Genomic DNA, 14,907 nt, shown 5'->3' on the forward strand with positions numbered 1-14,907 from the left:
ATCATGCAGAAATTAAGCAGCGCAGTCGCCTTGCATTTCCCAGCCTCACTCAGCATGGGCACGGGGGCGAAGTGTATCAGAAGCAGGTTTGGCCACCTAACCAGCAAGGAGCATTTCCGCCACTTCGCGCCCGGTGGCTAAGGCTGCGTTTTGCGAAGGATAAGCCGTGTGATCGCCACAGCGGTAGAGAGTATCGGTGAGGCGAAGCGGCTGACGCACGGGCTGTCCTGCCGAATATACAGGCAGGGCATAAGGAAGATGGTACGTACGAAGATGTTGCCACTGAGTTGCTTGCGGCCCAAACCAGTCCGTAAGCTCTTGCTGCAAACGTGCCGTCAGGGTTCGCTCGTCGAGGCCATGCTCGCCGTGGGTGCTAACGGAAACAAGCGTGCGGCCCGCAGGCGCGTAGGCCGGTGCCACATCGCTGGGAAAGCTCACATTGTGCGCCAGCGCATTGGGCTTCGCATTCAGGCGCAGCAACCGATCGCCCTGACCTGGCGAGCTTTCGGCAGCAAAATATGTGCAGGTGGTGCGCCGCCACGCCAGCGCTTCGGCGTGGGCTAAGGGTGGCAAAAGCTGACGGGCAGCTTCCCCATCGACAGCAACTACCACGGCGGAGGCTTCCAGGGTTTCGCCAGTTGCTAGCTGCACTGTGTTGGCTTCAATGGCCTCGGCTGCCGTATTCAGCCGCACCGAGCCGGCAGGTAATCGCTGGGCCAATTGCTCCGGAATCTGCTGCATACCCAGCGCCGGAATCACAGCTTCGCCTTGCAGAAATTGCTGAAAGACAAACTCGAAGAAATTGCTAGCCGTACCCAACGACCGATCCAGAAACACTCCGCCAAAAAAGGGCCGGAAGAACGAATCAATGATCTGCTCGCTCCAGCCGTAGCGCCGCAAAAAGGTGAGCGTGTCGGTCGCCTCGCGGTTGAGCAATTGTTCGGGCGTGTACTTGCTTACGTGCTGTACTAGGCTGAGAATCCGCAACTTATCAGCGAGCGTACCAATGCGCGAGGCGAGCGCCGTAAACGCGGCCGTGGGCCGTTGCAGTGGGTTTTGCAGGGTGGTTTGCTGCCCATCGGCCAATTGAATGACCGCCCCGGAGCGAAAAGCCCGCAGGTCGGCGGCGCCATAATCGAGCAGGCGCTGCACCTCCGGGTAGCGCGTCAGCAGCACCTGAAAGCCGCGGTCAAGGCGAAAGCCCTCCGGTGTAACGTCGGTGCGAACGCGTCCGCCTACTGCGTCGGCCGCATCCAAAACGAGCACCGGCCGGCCGGCGCGGTGTAGGTAGGTGGCGCAGGCCAAGCCCGCCAAACCAGCACCAATGATCACAACGGGAGCAGAAGAAACAAGAGTATCACTCATGTGATGCCAAACCGATAATGCCGCTCCAAGGTTACGGGTTAATGGGTCTTGGTTGTAAAGCGCTTATAATAAGGTGCTTATGCGAGGATGCTCGTCCTGCATACTGTCTTCCGCGCTTACCCTCAAAACAGCTTATGCGGCTTGGGTACTTTGCGCGTTTTCATGGTGTAAAACTCCGCCACACCGTTGCGGGCAAAGCGCACTTGCCACGCACCCATCACCGCACCTCGCTGATAGCCAATGGCTTGGTCGGCCGGATAGGCTTTCTTGATGAGCGCGTAATCGGCATCGGCAATGTCTTTGCCAACCTCACCGTGGCAGCGCAGGCAAAGTGCATCGTCCAGCACAATGGGCCGCTGGTAGGTGAATACCTCAGCCGATGGACGAGCAATATTGCGCATGGTATCATTTTGACTAGCAACAAGTTGCGTTGCCGGCTGGTGTTGCGGATTGCGCGGTTTGTTGCTAACGCGCTGGGCAGTAGCCTTCAGAACATGCGCCAGCGAATCGGTGGACGCGTACGTTTCGGGGCGGCAGTAGGGTAGAGCAGCCGCTACGCCGCCGTGCGCAAGCCGCTCGGCAAGCAGTCGGTGCAGTTCGCGGTCGGCCGAAAGGGTCAGGGAGTCGCCGGCCCAGCGGGTGGCGTGCAGCAAATCGGCGGGCATAATGCGTTTGACCACCCAGTTTTCGGCCTCAATGCCAATGCGTTTGCTGTCTTTCAGATGCTGAATCTGATCAGGACGACAGGCCGGCAACGCGGCTAAGAAAAAGGCCGCGACCCCGGCGGCACAAACAAGACGACGCATACAAACTGAAGGGTTACGACCGAATCCGGTTGCCTAACAACGCTCGAAGGTATACGGTTACGGCGGGACGCGCTGCGAGTACTTTGTGCCTCTGGCTATCTGCTTACTAGATAGTCTTTTAACGTAGTATAGTCGGCTTGCATTACATGGCTTTTCTTGGGCTTGGGCAGGAGTTCAGCCACGGCCGGAGGCAACGGTATTTTGCCTTGGATAAGGGGCTCTACCACGTCGTAAAACTTCACCGGATGAGCCGTTTCCAAGAAAATCCCCCGCTCGTTGGGGTGTTGCGCTAGGTACTGCTGCAAGGCCTGATAGGCCACCGCCCCGTGCGGGTCAAGCAGGTAACCGTGCCCGGCGTGTACCTGCCGGATGGTATCGGCAGTGGTGTCGTCGCTGATGGTATAGCCCGTGATGCTACTCTTAACGTGCTCATAATCACGTTGGAACAACTCCAGAATGCGCGTGAAATTACTGGGATTGCCCACGTCCATGGCATTGGAAATGGTGGCGATTGCGGCTTTGGGGGCAAACGTGCCGCTCAACAGATAAGCGGGCACCGCATCGTTGGCATTGCAGGCGGCCACAAAATGGCGGATCGGCAAGCCCGACACGTACGCCAGCAACCCCGCGCAGAGGTTGCCGAAGTTGCCGCTTGGTACCGCCACCACCGGCGGCTCGGCGTGCGACCATTGCTGCAAGGCGTAGCCGTAATAAAACTGCTGCGGCAGCCACCGCGCCACGTTGATGGAGTTGGCTGAGGTAAGAAATAGCCGGCTGGTAAGTTCTTGATCAGCAAAGGCTTGCTTAACCATGCGTTGGCAGTCGTCGAAGGTGCCCTGCACTTCCAGCGCCGTGATGTTCTGGCCCAGCGTCGTTAGTTGCAGCTCCTGCACTGAGCTGACTTTGCCCGACGGATACAGGATCACAACATCCACGCCTTCGACTCCCAAAAACCCGTTGGCGACCGCTCCGCCGGTATCGCCGGAAGTGGCGACCAGCACCGTAACGTGGCGGCTGCCGTGCCGCGAAAAGTAGCCCAGGCAGCGGCTCATAAAGCGGGCGCCCACGTCCTTAAACGCCAGCGTCGGGCCGTGAAACAGCTCCAGCACCGTACTGCGCTCACCGACGGGCACCAGCGGAAAGTCGAAGTTTACCGCTTCCGTGCAGATGGCGTGCAAGGCTTCCTCCGGAATGGCGGCCCCAACATAAGGCCGGATCATGTCAAAAGCCAAGGTGGCTTTGTCCTTCTCTTTCAGGGTGTTAAGAAACGAAGCCGAGAATTTCGGAATGGCTTCCGGGAAATACAGACCACCATCGGGCGCCTGCCCGGCAATCGTAGCTTCCCGAAAATCGACGACCGGCGCTTGGTGATTAAGACTGTAATAAAGCATGGAAAGGCAAAAGAAGAGAAGTGAAATTAAGATAGTTGTGATTTATAATATATTGATTATCAAGTAATTATGTAGGGATGTTAATTTCTGTTTCCACGGGCATTACGCGCACCCCTTCGAGGTTGATGGTGCTCACGTACGTATGAAAATCAATGCCGAGCCCGTGGTAAACGCTTTGCATGACGGCTTCTACTTGGCGGGCGGTGGTTTCGTGCTGGCTGAGCATGAAAATGGAAGGACCCGAACCCGAAATGCCGCCGCCAAGCGCGCCGGCTTCCTGACTAGCCCGTTTTACTTCGGCAAAGCCCGGAATGAGAATGCTGCGCACCGGCTCGATGATCACGTCTTCCAACGATCGCCCGATAAGCGCGTAATCGCCTTTCATCAGACCCGCAATCAGGCCCCCTACGTTGCCCCACTGCCGGATGGCATCCTTGAGCGGCACTTGCTTTTTCAGAATTTCGCGAGCATCGGACGTTTTTACTTCGATTTGGGGGTGCACCACGGTCACGTACAACGGCGGGGCGGGAATGGGAATAATGTCGAGCGGCTCCGTGGAGCGAATCAGGGTAACGCCGCCGTAAATGCAAGGCGCAATGTTGTCGGCGTGCCGCACGCCCGAGGCTACCTCTTCGCCGTACGTGGCAAACTCTACCAGCTCGGCTTGGGTGAACCGATTGTCCAGCAAGGCATTAGCGCCTACTACGGCGCCGGCCGCACTCGCCGCGCTCGACCCGATGCCGCTGCCGGGTTTGATGGCTTTCGCGATTTCAACCTCAAACCCAATGGGCTCGGACACCGCCCGCAACAACGCCAACAGCGCCGCCCCGGCCACGTTGCGCCGGGGTTCGGTGGGCAGGTTGTAGTCGTCTTTGTTGATGATGACGACGCCCGGTTGCGAGGTAAGGCGCAGGGTCATGGTGTCGTAGGGCGCGCCCAGCGCAAAGCCCAGCACATCGAAGCCGCACACTACGTTGGCAACGGTAGCAGGCGCAAGAACGGTTACTGAATTCATATATGCTTGATGTAGAATCAGTTATGGATTGCAGGCGGACTTGGTAATTACACCCGCGCCGCCCGAATCATATCGGCAAATACCCCCGACGCCGTAACGTCGGCCCCGGCGCCGGCCCCTTTCACCACCAGCGGCTGCTCAACGTAGCGGTTGGTGTAGAAAAGCACCACGTTGTCTTTGCCCTGCAAGGTGAAAAAGTCGTGCTCCGGCCCCACCTGCTGCAAGCCCACGGCCGCTTTGTCGTTTTCGTAGCGAGCCACAAACTTGAGCTTTTTGCCCGCCGCCGCTGCCTGCTCGTAGAGTTGGCGGAAGTGCGCTTCGTGCACGGCCAGCTGCTCGTAAAAGGCCGCTACGTCGCCTTCCATGCACGACGCGGGCAGAAAAGAATCGTTCGTGATGTCGTCCATCTCCATCACTACGCCCGCTTCACGGGCCAGAATCAGAATTTTTCGCATCACATCGGTGCCGCTCAGGTCGAGGCGCGGATCGGGTTCGGTATAGCCTTCATCCTGAGCCCGTTGCACCACGGAAGCAAAGGAGCTGGTGCCGTCGTAATGGTTGAATACGTAGTTGAGCGTCCCCGACAGCACCGCCTGAATGCGGTTCACTACGTCGCCGCTGCGTAGCAAGTCGTTGAGCGTTCCGATGATGGGCAAACCCGCGCCCACGTTGGTCTCGAAGAGGAAATTAGCGTTGAATTCGCGCGCTAACGACTTGAGATTCGCATAGTTGGCGTACGCCGACGAACAGGCTACCTTGTTGCATGCCACTACCGAAATACTCTTTTCCAGCAAAGCCGCGTAGCACTCGGCCACTTGGGCGCTGGCCGTAATGTCCACAAACACAGCATTGCGAAGGTTGCGGGCCTGGATGTTGGCCACAAGCTGCGTCAGCTCCATGGGTTCGCCTTCCTGCAATTCTTCTTGCCAAGTATTGAGGTCGAGGCCTTCGTCGTTGATGACGTACTTTTTGCTGTTGGCAACGGCGATCACCCGCAGCTGCAAGCGCAGTTTTTCCAAGAGATAGTCTTGCTGCTGAGCTAGTTGGCCTAATAGCTTGCTGCCCACGTTGCCCGCGCCCACGATAAAGAGGTTGACCTGCTTGTACTCGGTTTGGAAGAAGGCCTCGTGCAGTACGTTGATGGCTTTGCGAACGTCGTGCGACTGGATAACTGTGGAAATGTTCTTCTCCGATGATCCCTGGGCTATTGCTCTGATATTCACGCCGTTATGACCGAGCGCGCCAAACATCCGCCCGCTGACGCCGGGATGGTCCTTCATGTTCTCGCCTACAAGCGCGACAATGGCTAGGCCGGTTTCCAGTCGAAGCGGCTCGACTTTATTGCTCGCAATCTCATAGGCAAACTCCTCATCCACAGCGGTTTTGGCGCGTGGCGCGTCGGTGCTGCTGACGGCCACCGAAATGGAATGTTCCGACGAGCTTTGGGTGATCAGAATCACGTTGATGCGCTCCTGCGCCAGCGCGCCAAACAGCCGCTTCGAAAAACCCGGAATGCCCACCATGCCGCTGCCCTCGAGGTTGAGTAGGGCGATGCTGCCAATGCTCGAAATGCCGCGCACAATGGTATGGTTGGGCGGTGAGTCTACCTCGATCAGGGTGCCGTGGTCGGCGGGGGCGAAGGTATTCTTGATCCACAATGGAATGCCCAGCTGCATAACCGGCTGAATAGTAGGCGGATATAAGACCTTTGCCCCGAAGTGCGACAGCTCCATCGCTTCTTTGTAGGAGATGTGCGGGATGGCTTTGGCGCTGGTTACCAGGCGCGGATCGGCCGTCATCATGCCGCTCACATCCGTCCAGATTTCCAGCACGTCGGCATGCACGGCCCCGGCGAAAATGGCGGCACTGTAGTCGGAGCCGCCGCGGCCTAGGGTAGTAGTGGCACCTTGCGCGTCGGCCGCAATAAAGCCCGGTACCAAGTACACCTGCTGCTCTGACTCCGTGATTAAGTTCTTGATTTGCTGGTTGGTAACGGCAAAGTCGACTTCCGCCGCCCCAAATCTTGAGTTGGTGCGGATCAGCTCGCGGGAATCTAGCCACTGGCAGCGCAACGAAGCTGCCTGCACGCGGGCGGCCACCATCTGCGACGACATCAGCTCGCCAAAGCTCATCACGCGATCTTGGGTGCGCGGCGAGAGTTCGCCCAAGGCAAATACGCTGTCGCAGATAGCATCCAGCTCGTTGCAGCGCCGTTTTATGGCACTCAGCACCGCACTTTGGTTGGCCACCGGAACGAGGGCCTTCACCGTGTCGAGGTGGCGTTGTTCAATGGCTTGCAGGTGTTCTCGGTAAGTTTCGTCGCCGGCCGCGGCCCGTTGGCTGGCCTCAATCAGAGCATCGGTGACGCCGCCTAGCGCCGAGACGATTACAATGGTCGGCCCACGCTGGGCAGCGGTTGCGATGATGTCGATTGCTTTGTTGATGTTCTCTGCGTTGGCTACCGAGGTGCCGCCGAATTTCAAAACCTGCATACAAGTGAAGTGAGTAGAACACATAAAGGCCCGCTCGCTCAGTAAAAATCCAGTATCGGATTTTACCGGTGAGGGGCTGCAAACTCTGGGGTTGAAAAAGGAGAAGGTGGAGTGGGCAGCCCTGTTACCGGGTAATGACCATCCATGTGACTGTTGTAATGACAGTCAGAGCGCGGGTGAAATAGCGAATAGCAAGCTGCTGAGGCATATACGCGCGGGCTAGATGCTGCAAAGTAGTAAAACTTTCGAGGCATCCTAGCAGCCAAGTCAAATAAGCTGCCCTGCAAACGAGGCAATCGGGAACGCAGAGCCTTCTCGGACGTGTTTGTTTTCAGTACCTTTGCACCAGCAAATACAATTTCCCACAGGCAAGATGCTAGACAAACTGGAGGCCATTAGCCAGCGCTACGAGGACGTGAGTCAACAACTCATGCAGCCCGAAGCTATGAGCGATATGAAACGCTACAAGGCCCTCAACAAAGAATATAAGGACCTCGGCAAAATCGTGACGGAGTACCGCAACTATCAGCAGGTGCTCTCCAACATTGAGAACGCTCGGGAAGTCATCTCAACGGAGAAAGACGAAGATTTCCGCGAAATGGCGAAGGCGGAGCTCGATGAGCTTCTGCCCGAGCAAGATCGCTTGGAAAGCGTGATCAAAGACTTGCTCATCCCGAAAGATCCGAATGACTCGAAGGACGTGATCATGGAAATCCGGGCGGGCGCTGGCGGCGACGAGGCGGCGATTTTTGCTGGCGACTTGCAGCGTATGTACATGCGCTACGCCGAAAAGCAGGGCCTGCGCATGGACCTGATCGACGCCACGGAAGGCACCTCGGGTGGCTACAAAGAAATCGTGCTCTCGCTGAAAGGCGAAGACGTGTACGGCAAGCTCAAATTCGAATCGGGTGTGCACCGTGTGCAGCGCGTACCGGCTACCGAAACGCAGGGCCGCATTCACACTTCGGTGGCTTCTATTGTGGTAATGCCAGAGGCAGAAGAACTCGACATCGAGCTGGATATGAACGACATCCGAAAGGACCTATTCATGTCATCGGGCCCTGGTGGTCAGTCCGTTAACACGACGTATTCGGCCGTGCGCCTTACCCACATCCCAACCGGCCTCGTTGCTCAGTGCCAGGACCAGAAATCGCAGCTCAAAAACTTCGACAAGGCCCTGCAGGTACTGCGCTCGCGCATTTACGAGATTGAGTTGGCCAAGAAAAACGAAGCCGAAGGCGCTGCTCGCAAGAGCATGATCGGCGGCGGCGACCGTTCTGATAAGATCCGTACGTACAACTACCCCCAAGGCCGCGTAACGGACCACCGCATCGGCCTGACCGTCTACAACTTATCCAGCGTAATGGACGGCAACATCGACGAGTTTGTTGAGCAGCTCCGCATCGCCGAAAGCGCCGAAAAGCTGAAAGAAGGCGTTGTGTAAGTATTTGAAAGTTAATAGGTTATAGAAACCTGTCTCATGCGTCTGTCATCCTTCCTTCATTAGGATGACAGACGTTTTTTATGAATCCTATGCGCTTGCTGCTGCCCGTTCTGTCTATTTTTCTGTGCATCAGCTCGTTGTTAGTGGGCTGCGAGCCGAAGGAAGATGTCATCACGACGAGCGCATCGGCCAAGCTGGAGTTTTCCTCCGACACCGTGAAGTTCGATACGGTGTTTGTGCAAAAGGGCACGGTCACGAAACGGTTGTGGGTGTATAACCGCAATGCCCGCGCCGTGAAGGTGGAGCAGATTTCGCTGGGCACGCCGGCCAATTCGCCTTATACTTTGACCCTCAACGGTGAAGCCGGAGTTGGAGCCAGCAACGTTGAGATCCGGGGCAAGGACAGCGTATTGGTATTGGTGCGGGCCGCTATCGATCCTACTGCCGGCGACGGCAAGCCTTTTCTGATCGAAGATCAGGTACGGTTTCGCACGAACGGTAACGAGCAGAGTGTCAGGTTGATAGCTTATGGGCAGAACGCATATTTTCACGACGGTGAGACTTTGCCTTGCGATGCCGTATGGCGCAACGACAAGCCCCACGTCATTTACAACAGTGTGCTGGTCGGCCCCAATTGTACGCTGACCATTGAGCCGGGCACCCGCGTTTATTCGCACGCCAACTCCGCGATTGTGGTGCAGGGACGGTTGCTGGTAAATGCCAATTTCAACCCCGGTACAGCTACGGTGAAGGCGACCGACCGGAACATCGTGCGCTTCGCAGCCGACCGTCTAGAGCCATTTTACAACGAGATTCCGGGTCAATGGCGCGGAATCCAGTTCGACGCCAGCAGCCACGACAACGTGGTGCGGTATGCCGAAATCAAAAATGCGTCTTTCGGACTCTTGGTATACAACCCCCAAAACCTGCAACCGCGGCCCCGCGTGACGGTCGAAAATACGGTCATTAAAAACATATCGGGGGCAGCGCTTACGTTTGCCAGCGGCGGCCAGAACTTCACGGGCGGCGGCATCCTGAGCTTTTCCGGCGACTTTAGCTTAACTAATTGTCTAATAACGAATTGTGGGGAGTACGCGGTACTCAGTATTGGCAGTGGCTTGTTTGGTATGAATTTCTGCACCGTAGCCAATTTCACGCCCTCGTTTAAGCGCGACTCGCCTTCCATGGCCTTCACCGATGATTTTGCCACGCCGCAAGCGGCTAGGCAGCCCACTGTCGTGGACATTCGCAACTCTATTGTCTGGGGCAATACGTTTGCGAACGGCTTGCTCCTGAAGGACGAACTTTTATTTAAATTTAAACCAGGAAATATTCAACGAAATCTTGTTAATAATCTAATTAGGACGGATCTTTATAAAGAATATCAACTGCCCAATCAGTCCAATAACGAAAGCAACTATCCGAAATTTAAACGCCCGGCCGGTGTAGGTTACTCAGATAAATTTGATTATCAGTTAGATACCCTTTCACCTGCCAGCAATAAGAGATACGCTACTCCTTTTGTGTCGCGCGACCTGCTCAATGTAGCGCGCGATCCTTCTTCTCCCGACCTCGGCGCTTACGAGCGACTGAACCCCTAATTGCGAACCATGATCTGGGTTCAACGACGTTTGCGCTTACCGGCTGTGCGCCGCGGCTTTCACTTGGTTACTGATCTGTTAACGGCTGAGCTGCCCGAGCTAGAGCAAGTAAAAGTGGGTACTGTCCACTTTTTCATTCAGCATACGTCGGCCAGCTTGAGCATCAACGAAAACGCCGATCCTACTGTACGTCACGACTTTGAAAAATACTTTAACCGCGTAGCTCCCGAAAACGCTCCGTACTTTCGTCATACCCAAGAAGGCCCCGATGACATGCCCGCACATCTGAAAGCGGCATTGCTGGGGACTTCCGTCACCATTCCGGTGAGCAATGGGCAGTTGGCACTGGGGACTTGGCAGGGAATTTATTTGGGAGAGCACCGCAATCATGCCTCGCGCCGCTGGGTGATGGCCACGCTGATGGGCCAATCGTGAATCACTGCTTAACTACCTCCGGACATTGAAAAAATTATACTTGCGGAGGTGGCGAAATGAAAAATTTACCGTAAGAGGCAGAAAATACTCTCGTTGAGAGTCTCCCTATGTTAGCCTTTGTTCTCTTTTCGTCTTCCAAGTTGACCACGGCGGCTGCATTGTGTGCAGGGTTGATGGCCGCGGTGAGTTCCGACGAAAAGCCGGCTCACAGTACAAAACCAAGCCCGAGGCCAATCCAGCATCACTTGGCACCCGCCGTGCCGGTGCCGCTGGCCAACCGAAGCATCTGTGTGATTACCGACGACTCGTTGGCCGGACAGCCTTTCGGCGCCGAGCCGACGATTGACGAGTTGCTGCAAGCGGGCGCTATCATTGTGGTGCGCAAGCCGTTTGCCAACGTGCACGAGCGGGGCCAGGTCGACACCATTATTGTGCTGCGGCACCAAGGCAACCGGTTCGAGTATTACCGAGCCCCCGACAAGGACCTGTTACGCCACGCCTTTATTACCAATTTTCAGCCGACCTACGGCCGGCACTTGCAGAGCGGGATTACAGTAGTATCGCGCAGGAAGTCAACGAGTTGCCAGAACCTGCGCATCGGCGACACCGAACGCACCAACTACATCTCCGTGACCTACAGCGGCAGCAAAATCAGCACGGTAAAGGTGGAGCCTTACGTAGACTAGGCTCTAAAAGGTGCTGGTCCATCAGAAATATAAGATCATCAAGTAACTATTTGACAATCAAATAGTTACTTGATGATGTGCATCGCAGCTGAGTAGCGGAGCGTATCGAACATTACCAGCTTTTGCAAGCCTTCGACGCGGTAGTCGCTGAGGACGCCATTGGTGGTGTGCAAATACAGCTTCTTCTCCGAATAGAACAGCGGGTTGTTTTGAACAAGCCGCGCTGTGAGCTCGCGTACTTGATCGCCATCGGCGGTAACTGTCAGATTTTCAACGGTATTCTCAATCCCCGGCTTGCGGACGTAAGCGCGTTGGCCATTCGTGGGGGCTGATTCGATGGCGTACGCACCGCGCAGAGCCGGCTTGTTGATGTCGGCCTGGTAGAAGATTTGCAACTCCTTAGTCCAGTCTACGTGGGGCACGCGAGTGGTTTCCAGCTTTCCGTCGCGTAGATTTACCTTCTTCTCCACAGCCGGATTTTGCCGGTTCAGCAGCTGCGCTTGGGCATCAAGAAAGCCTTTGACGTCGAAATATTGCGTGCTGTGCGCCGCGGTTTGCTGAGGTTGCGCTTGCTCATCGGAACCGCACGCGGTGATTAGCAGCCCCCAGCCTGCTACCAGCCAAAAGCTACGCATTCGCAACGGGACTCGGAACAGCTTGCTCGGTGGGCTGCAACAGCGAATTTCCCGTCATATCGGCCGGTTGCGGAATGCCCATGAGCGCCAACACGGTCGGGGCAATGTCGCCCAGCTTTCCATCCGACAACGTGCCGTGGTAGTTGTTGTCAGCTAAAATGCAGGGAACCAAGTTAGTAGTGTGTGCTGTGTTGGGCGTGCCATCCGGGTTGATCATCATGTCGGCGTTGCCGTGGTCGGCGATGACGATGCAGGCATAATCGCTGGCTAGGGCGGCCTCTACTACATCTTTGGCGCAAGCGTCCACGGTTTCCACGGCCTTTACTACAGCCTCGAATACACCGGTATGGCCTACCATATCCGGGTTGGCAAAGTTGAGCACGACGAAGTCGGCCGACTTGGCTTGCAACTCCGGCACAAGCGCGTCGCGGAGGTCTTTCGCGCTCATTTCGGGCTGCAAATCGTAAGTTGCCACCTTAGGCGAAGGCCGCATGATGCGGGTTTCACCGTCAAATTCCACTTCACGGCCACCGGAGAAGAAGAACGTAACGTGTGGGTACTTCTCGGTTTCGGCGATGCGGATCTGCTTTTTGTGGTTGGCCTCCAGTATCTGCCCCAGCGTGTTATCGAGGTTATCCTTGTCGAAAATCGGGGTGACGCCCGTAAAAGTGGCGTCGTAATTGGTCATGGTGAGGTAATGCAGGTTCAGCCGGTGCATGTTGAAGGCGTGAAAATCCTGCTGCGTGAGGGCCTGCGTGATTTCGCGGCCGCGGTCGGTGCGGAAGTTAAAGCAGATCACCACGTCGCCCTCCTGAATAGTCGCCAAAGGCTGTCCGTCGGCACCCACTTTCACGATGGGCTTCAGGAATTCGTCCGTTACACCCTCCTTGTACGAGTCGAGCATCGACTGAATCAGGTTTTGCGAGGGCGTGCCTTTGCCATTCACCAGCAGGTCGTAGGCGATTTTCACCCGTTCCCAGCGGTTGTCGCGGTCCATGGCGTAATAACGGCCCACAATGGAAGCGATTTTGCCCCCAGCGCGCTCCAGGTGCTGCTCCAAGTCGTTGACGTAGTTGACACCGGCCTTGGGATCGGTATCGCGACCGTCGGTGAAGGCATGAATAAACACCTTGTGCACGTCGGCATCGTGCGCCAAGGTGCACAGGGCTTTCAGGTGTTCGATGTGCGAATGCACGCCGCCATCCGATAGTAGCCCTATGAAATGCAGGTTTTTAGCGTTTGTGCGGGCGTATTCGAAGGCATTGGCCAAGGCGGGAATGCCGCCTAGTTTGCGCTCGCGAATGGCTTTGTTGATGCGCACCAAATCCTGGTACACCACGCGGCCGGCCCCAATGTTCATGTGGCCAACCTCAGAATTGCCCATCTGGCCTTCCGGCAACCCCACGGCTTCGCCCGAAGCTTGCAACTTGCTGTGCGGGAAGCGCTGAAACAGCGAGTTAACGAAGGGGGTTTGGGCTTTGTCAATGGCGGAGACCTCTTTGTTCTGCGCCAAGCCCCATCCGTCCAGAATCACTAACAATACCTGTTTATTCATACCACAAAGATAAGGGCAGGGCGCGTAACGTGTCTATTTTCTTATCTTGGTCTGATCAGGGCCAACGCAGGAGATATTTTATACGTAGTGCCCTGTTGGCATAGTTTTAGCGTATTGCATGATGCATTCTTTACTCTAGTATGAAACGCAACTTATATCGGGCCTTGGTCATTACCTGTCTGGCGCTGCTCTCCATCGCTGGCTACGCGCAGGGTGAGGCCTTCGGACCCGTTCGCGACGCTATTCGCACCGGCTCTTCGCATGAGCTGGCCCAATTCTTCAGCGCCACCGTGGAGCTGGGCTTTGATGGTGACAAGCAAAGCTACAGTCCTACGCAGGCCGAGTTCGTGATGAAGGATTTCTTCGCCAAGAACGCTCCCAACGGGTTTGAATACATCCACCAAGGGGCCAGCAACGGGGGCATCCCCTACGCCATCGGAAAGTATAACGGCAAGAGCGGTTCTTACCGCGTGTTCGTCAAGATGAAATCGGAAAGCGGCACCTTCAAGATCGACAACATCGAGTTTACCAAGGAGTGACCCGCCACTTCGTTAGCGAATACTAAAAAGGCCCCGGCGCATGTCGGGGCCTTTTTCTATTTTTGTACCGTGCAAAACGCCCCTTACCTCACTCCGGAAGCTCTTTCAACGTTTATCCGCACGGCGCTGACCGAAGATGTGGGCGACGGCGACCATTCTTCGCTGGCTGCCATCCCGGCCAACGCCCGAAATCGCGCCAAATTATTGGTCAAAGGCGAGGGTATTCTGGCCGGTGTGCAGTTGGCTCGCCTCATCTTTCGGGAAGTGGATCCGGCGTTGCGTATGGAGCTGCTGCTGACCGATGGTGCTCCCGTCAAACACGGCGACGTAGCCTTCATTGTGGAAGGACCTGCCCGCAGCATTCTGACGGCCGAGCGCTTGGTACTCAACTGCATGCAACGGATGAGCGGCATTGCCACTTACACTGCCTATCTGACAACTTTGCTGGCCGGTACCAAAGCCAAACTGCTCGACACCCGCAAAACGACGCCCAATTTTCGGTTGTGCGAAAAGTGGGCCGTGGTGATCGGCGGCGGCGTCAACCATCGCTACGGGCTCTTTGACATGATCATGCTCAAAGACAATCATGTGGATTATGCCGGCGGCATTCGGCAGGCCATTGAAGCCACGCATGCGTACCTGAAGCGCACCGGCCGCGATCTGCCCATTGAGGTAGAAACCCGCTCGCTGGCCGAAGTGCAGCAAGTGCTGGAAACCGGCGGCGTGTACCGCATCATGCTCGACAACATGCGGCCCGCGCAAATGCGGGAAGCCGTCAGGCTCATTGGTGGTCGCTACCAAACCGAGGCTTCCGGCGGAATTACGGAGCAGACCATCGCCGAAGTAGCCGCTACCGGCGTAGACTTCATTTCCGTAGGCGCCCTCACGCACTCCGCCACTATTCTAGACATCAGCCTTAAAGCATATTAACTCGTTGAATGCG

The 14,907-nt window shown here is 56.3% G+C and carries 13 protein-coding genes; 6 read left to right on the forward strand and 7 right to left on the reverse strand.

The window, feature by feature from the left end; all coding sequences use genetic code 11:
* Window positions 1-96: 96 nt before the first annotated feature.
* The 5 genes from FHG12_RS08655 to thrA all read right to left on the reverse strand — a co-directional run bounded on the left by FHG12_RS08655 (window position 97) and on the right by thrA (window position 7,069).
* Window positions 97-1,365 carry a protoporphyrinogen/coproporphyrinogen oxidase gene (locus FHG12_RS08655; protein ID WP_139515351.1) on the reverse strand — a complete coding sequence of 423 codons (1,269 nt, stop codon included), beginning with the start codon at window positions 1,363-1,365 and terminating at the stop codon, window positions 97-99.
* A gap of 122 nt (window positions 1,366-1,487) precedes the next feature.
* Window positions 1,488-2,171 carry a c-type heme family protein gene (locus FHG12_RS08660; RefSeq protein WP_139515352.1) on the reverse strand — a complete coding sequence of 228 codons (684 nt, stop codon included), beginning with the start codon at window positions 2,169-2,171 and terminating at the stop codon, window positions 1,488-1,490.
* A gap of 95 nt (window positions 2,172-2,266) precedes the next feature.
* Entirely contained in the window at window positions 2,267-3,562 is a 1,296-nt protein-coding gene (gene thrC, locus FHG12_RS08665; protein WP_139515353.1) for a threonine synthase, read from the reverse strand.
* A 67-nt stretch (window positions 3,563-3,629) separates the two neighbouring features.
* Window positions 3,630-4,577 (reverse strand): homoserine kinase, encoded by a 948-nt coding sequence (locus FHG12_RS08670; RefSeq protein ID WP_139515354.1) that lies wholly within the window; start codon window positions 4,575-4,577, stop codon window positions 3,630-3,632.
* A 47-nt stretch (window positions 4,578-4,624) separates the two neighbouring features.
* Complete coding sequence (gene thrA / locus FHG12_RS08675; protein ID WP_139515355.1) at window positions 4,625-7,069, reverse strand: bifunctional aspartate kinase/homoserine dehydrogenase I; 2,445 nt, start codon at window positions 7,067-7,069, stop codon at window positions 4,625-4,627.
* 373 nt (window positions 7,070-7,442) lie between these two features.
* On the opposite strand from thrA, the gene prfA reads away from it, so the two are divergent.
* From prfA to FHG12_RS08695, 4 genes are all read left to right on the forward strand, one after another.
* Window positions 7,443-8,513: a peptide chain release factor 1 gene (gene prfA / locus FHG12_RS08680; RefSeq protein ID WP_139515356.1), complete on the forward strand. Its 1,071-nt coding sequence runs from the start codon at window positions 7,443-7,445 to the stop codon at window positions 8,511-8,513.
* Window positions 8,514-8,593: 80 nt separating this feature from the next.
* Complete coding sequence (locus tag FHG12_RS08685; RefSeq protein WP_139515357.1) at window positions 8,594-10,114, forward strand: hypothetical protein; 1,521 nt, start codon at window positions 8,594-8,596, stop codon at window positions 10,112-10,114.
* A 9-nt stretch (window positions 10,115-10,123) separates the two neighbouring features.
* Window positions 10,124-10,549: a secondary thiamine-phosphate synthase enzyme YjbQ gene (locus tag FHG12_RS08690; protein WP_230471334.1), complete on the forward strand. Its 426-nt coding sequence runs from the start codon at window positions 10,124-10,126 to the stop codon at window positions 10,547-10,549.
* Between the two features lie 245 nt (window positions 10,550-10,794).
* On the forward strand, window positions 10,795-11,235 hold the full coding sequence (locus FHG12_RS08695) for a hypothetical protein (RefSeq protein ID WP_165699346.1): 441 nt from the start codon (window positions 10,795-10,797) through the stop codon (window positions 11,233-11,235).
* A 65-nt stretch (window positions 11,236-11,300) separates the two neighbouring features.
* On the opposite strand, the gene FHG12_RS08700 is transcribed toward FHG12_RS08695, so the two are convergent.
* Together FHG12_RS08700 and gpmI are read right to left on the reverse strand one after the other, a co-directional pair.
* Window positions 11,301-11,870, reverse strand: coding sequence for a hypothetical protein (locus tag FHG12_RS08700; protein ID WP_139515359.1), 570 nt, complete (start codon window positions 11,868-11,870; stop codon window positions 11,301-11,303).
* Window positions 11,863-13,425 carry a 2,3-bisphosphoglycerate-independent phosphoglycerate mutase gene (gpmI, locus tag FHG12_RS08705; RefSeq protein WP_139515360.1) on the reverse strand — a complete coding sequence of 521 codons (1,563 nt, stop codon included), beginning with the start codon at window positions 13,423-13,425 and terminating at the stop codon, window positions 11,863-11,865. The genes FHG12_RS08700 and gpmI overlap by 8 nt, the downstream gene beginning before the upstream one ends.
* A gap of 140 nt (window positions 13,426-13,565) precedes the next feature.
* Between gpmI and FHG12_RS08710 the strand changes: the two genes are divergently transcribed.
* Window positions 13,566-13,964, forward strand: a complete 399-nt coding sequence (locus FHG12_RS08710) for a DUF4783 domain-containing protein (RefSeq protein WP_139515361.1) — start codon at window positions 13,566-13,568, stop codon at window positions 13,962-13,964.
* A 69-nt stretch (window positions 13,965-14,033) separates the two neighbouring features.
* Window positions 14,034-14,894 (forward strand): carboxylating nicotinate-nucleotide diphosphorylase, encoded by an 861-nt coding sequence (gene nadC / locus FHG12_RS08715; RefSeq protein ID WP_139515362.1) that lies wholly within the window; start codon window positions 14,034-14,036, stop codon window positions 14,892-14,894.
* Window positions 14,895-14,907: the final 13 nt, after the last annotated feature.

The sequence above is a fragment of the Hymenobacter jejuensis genome, from assembly GCF_006337165.1.
In the GTDB taxonomy this organism is placed as follows: Bacteria; Bacteroidota; Bacteroidia; order Cytophagales; family Hymenobacteraceae; genus Hymenobacter; species Hymenobacter jejuensis.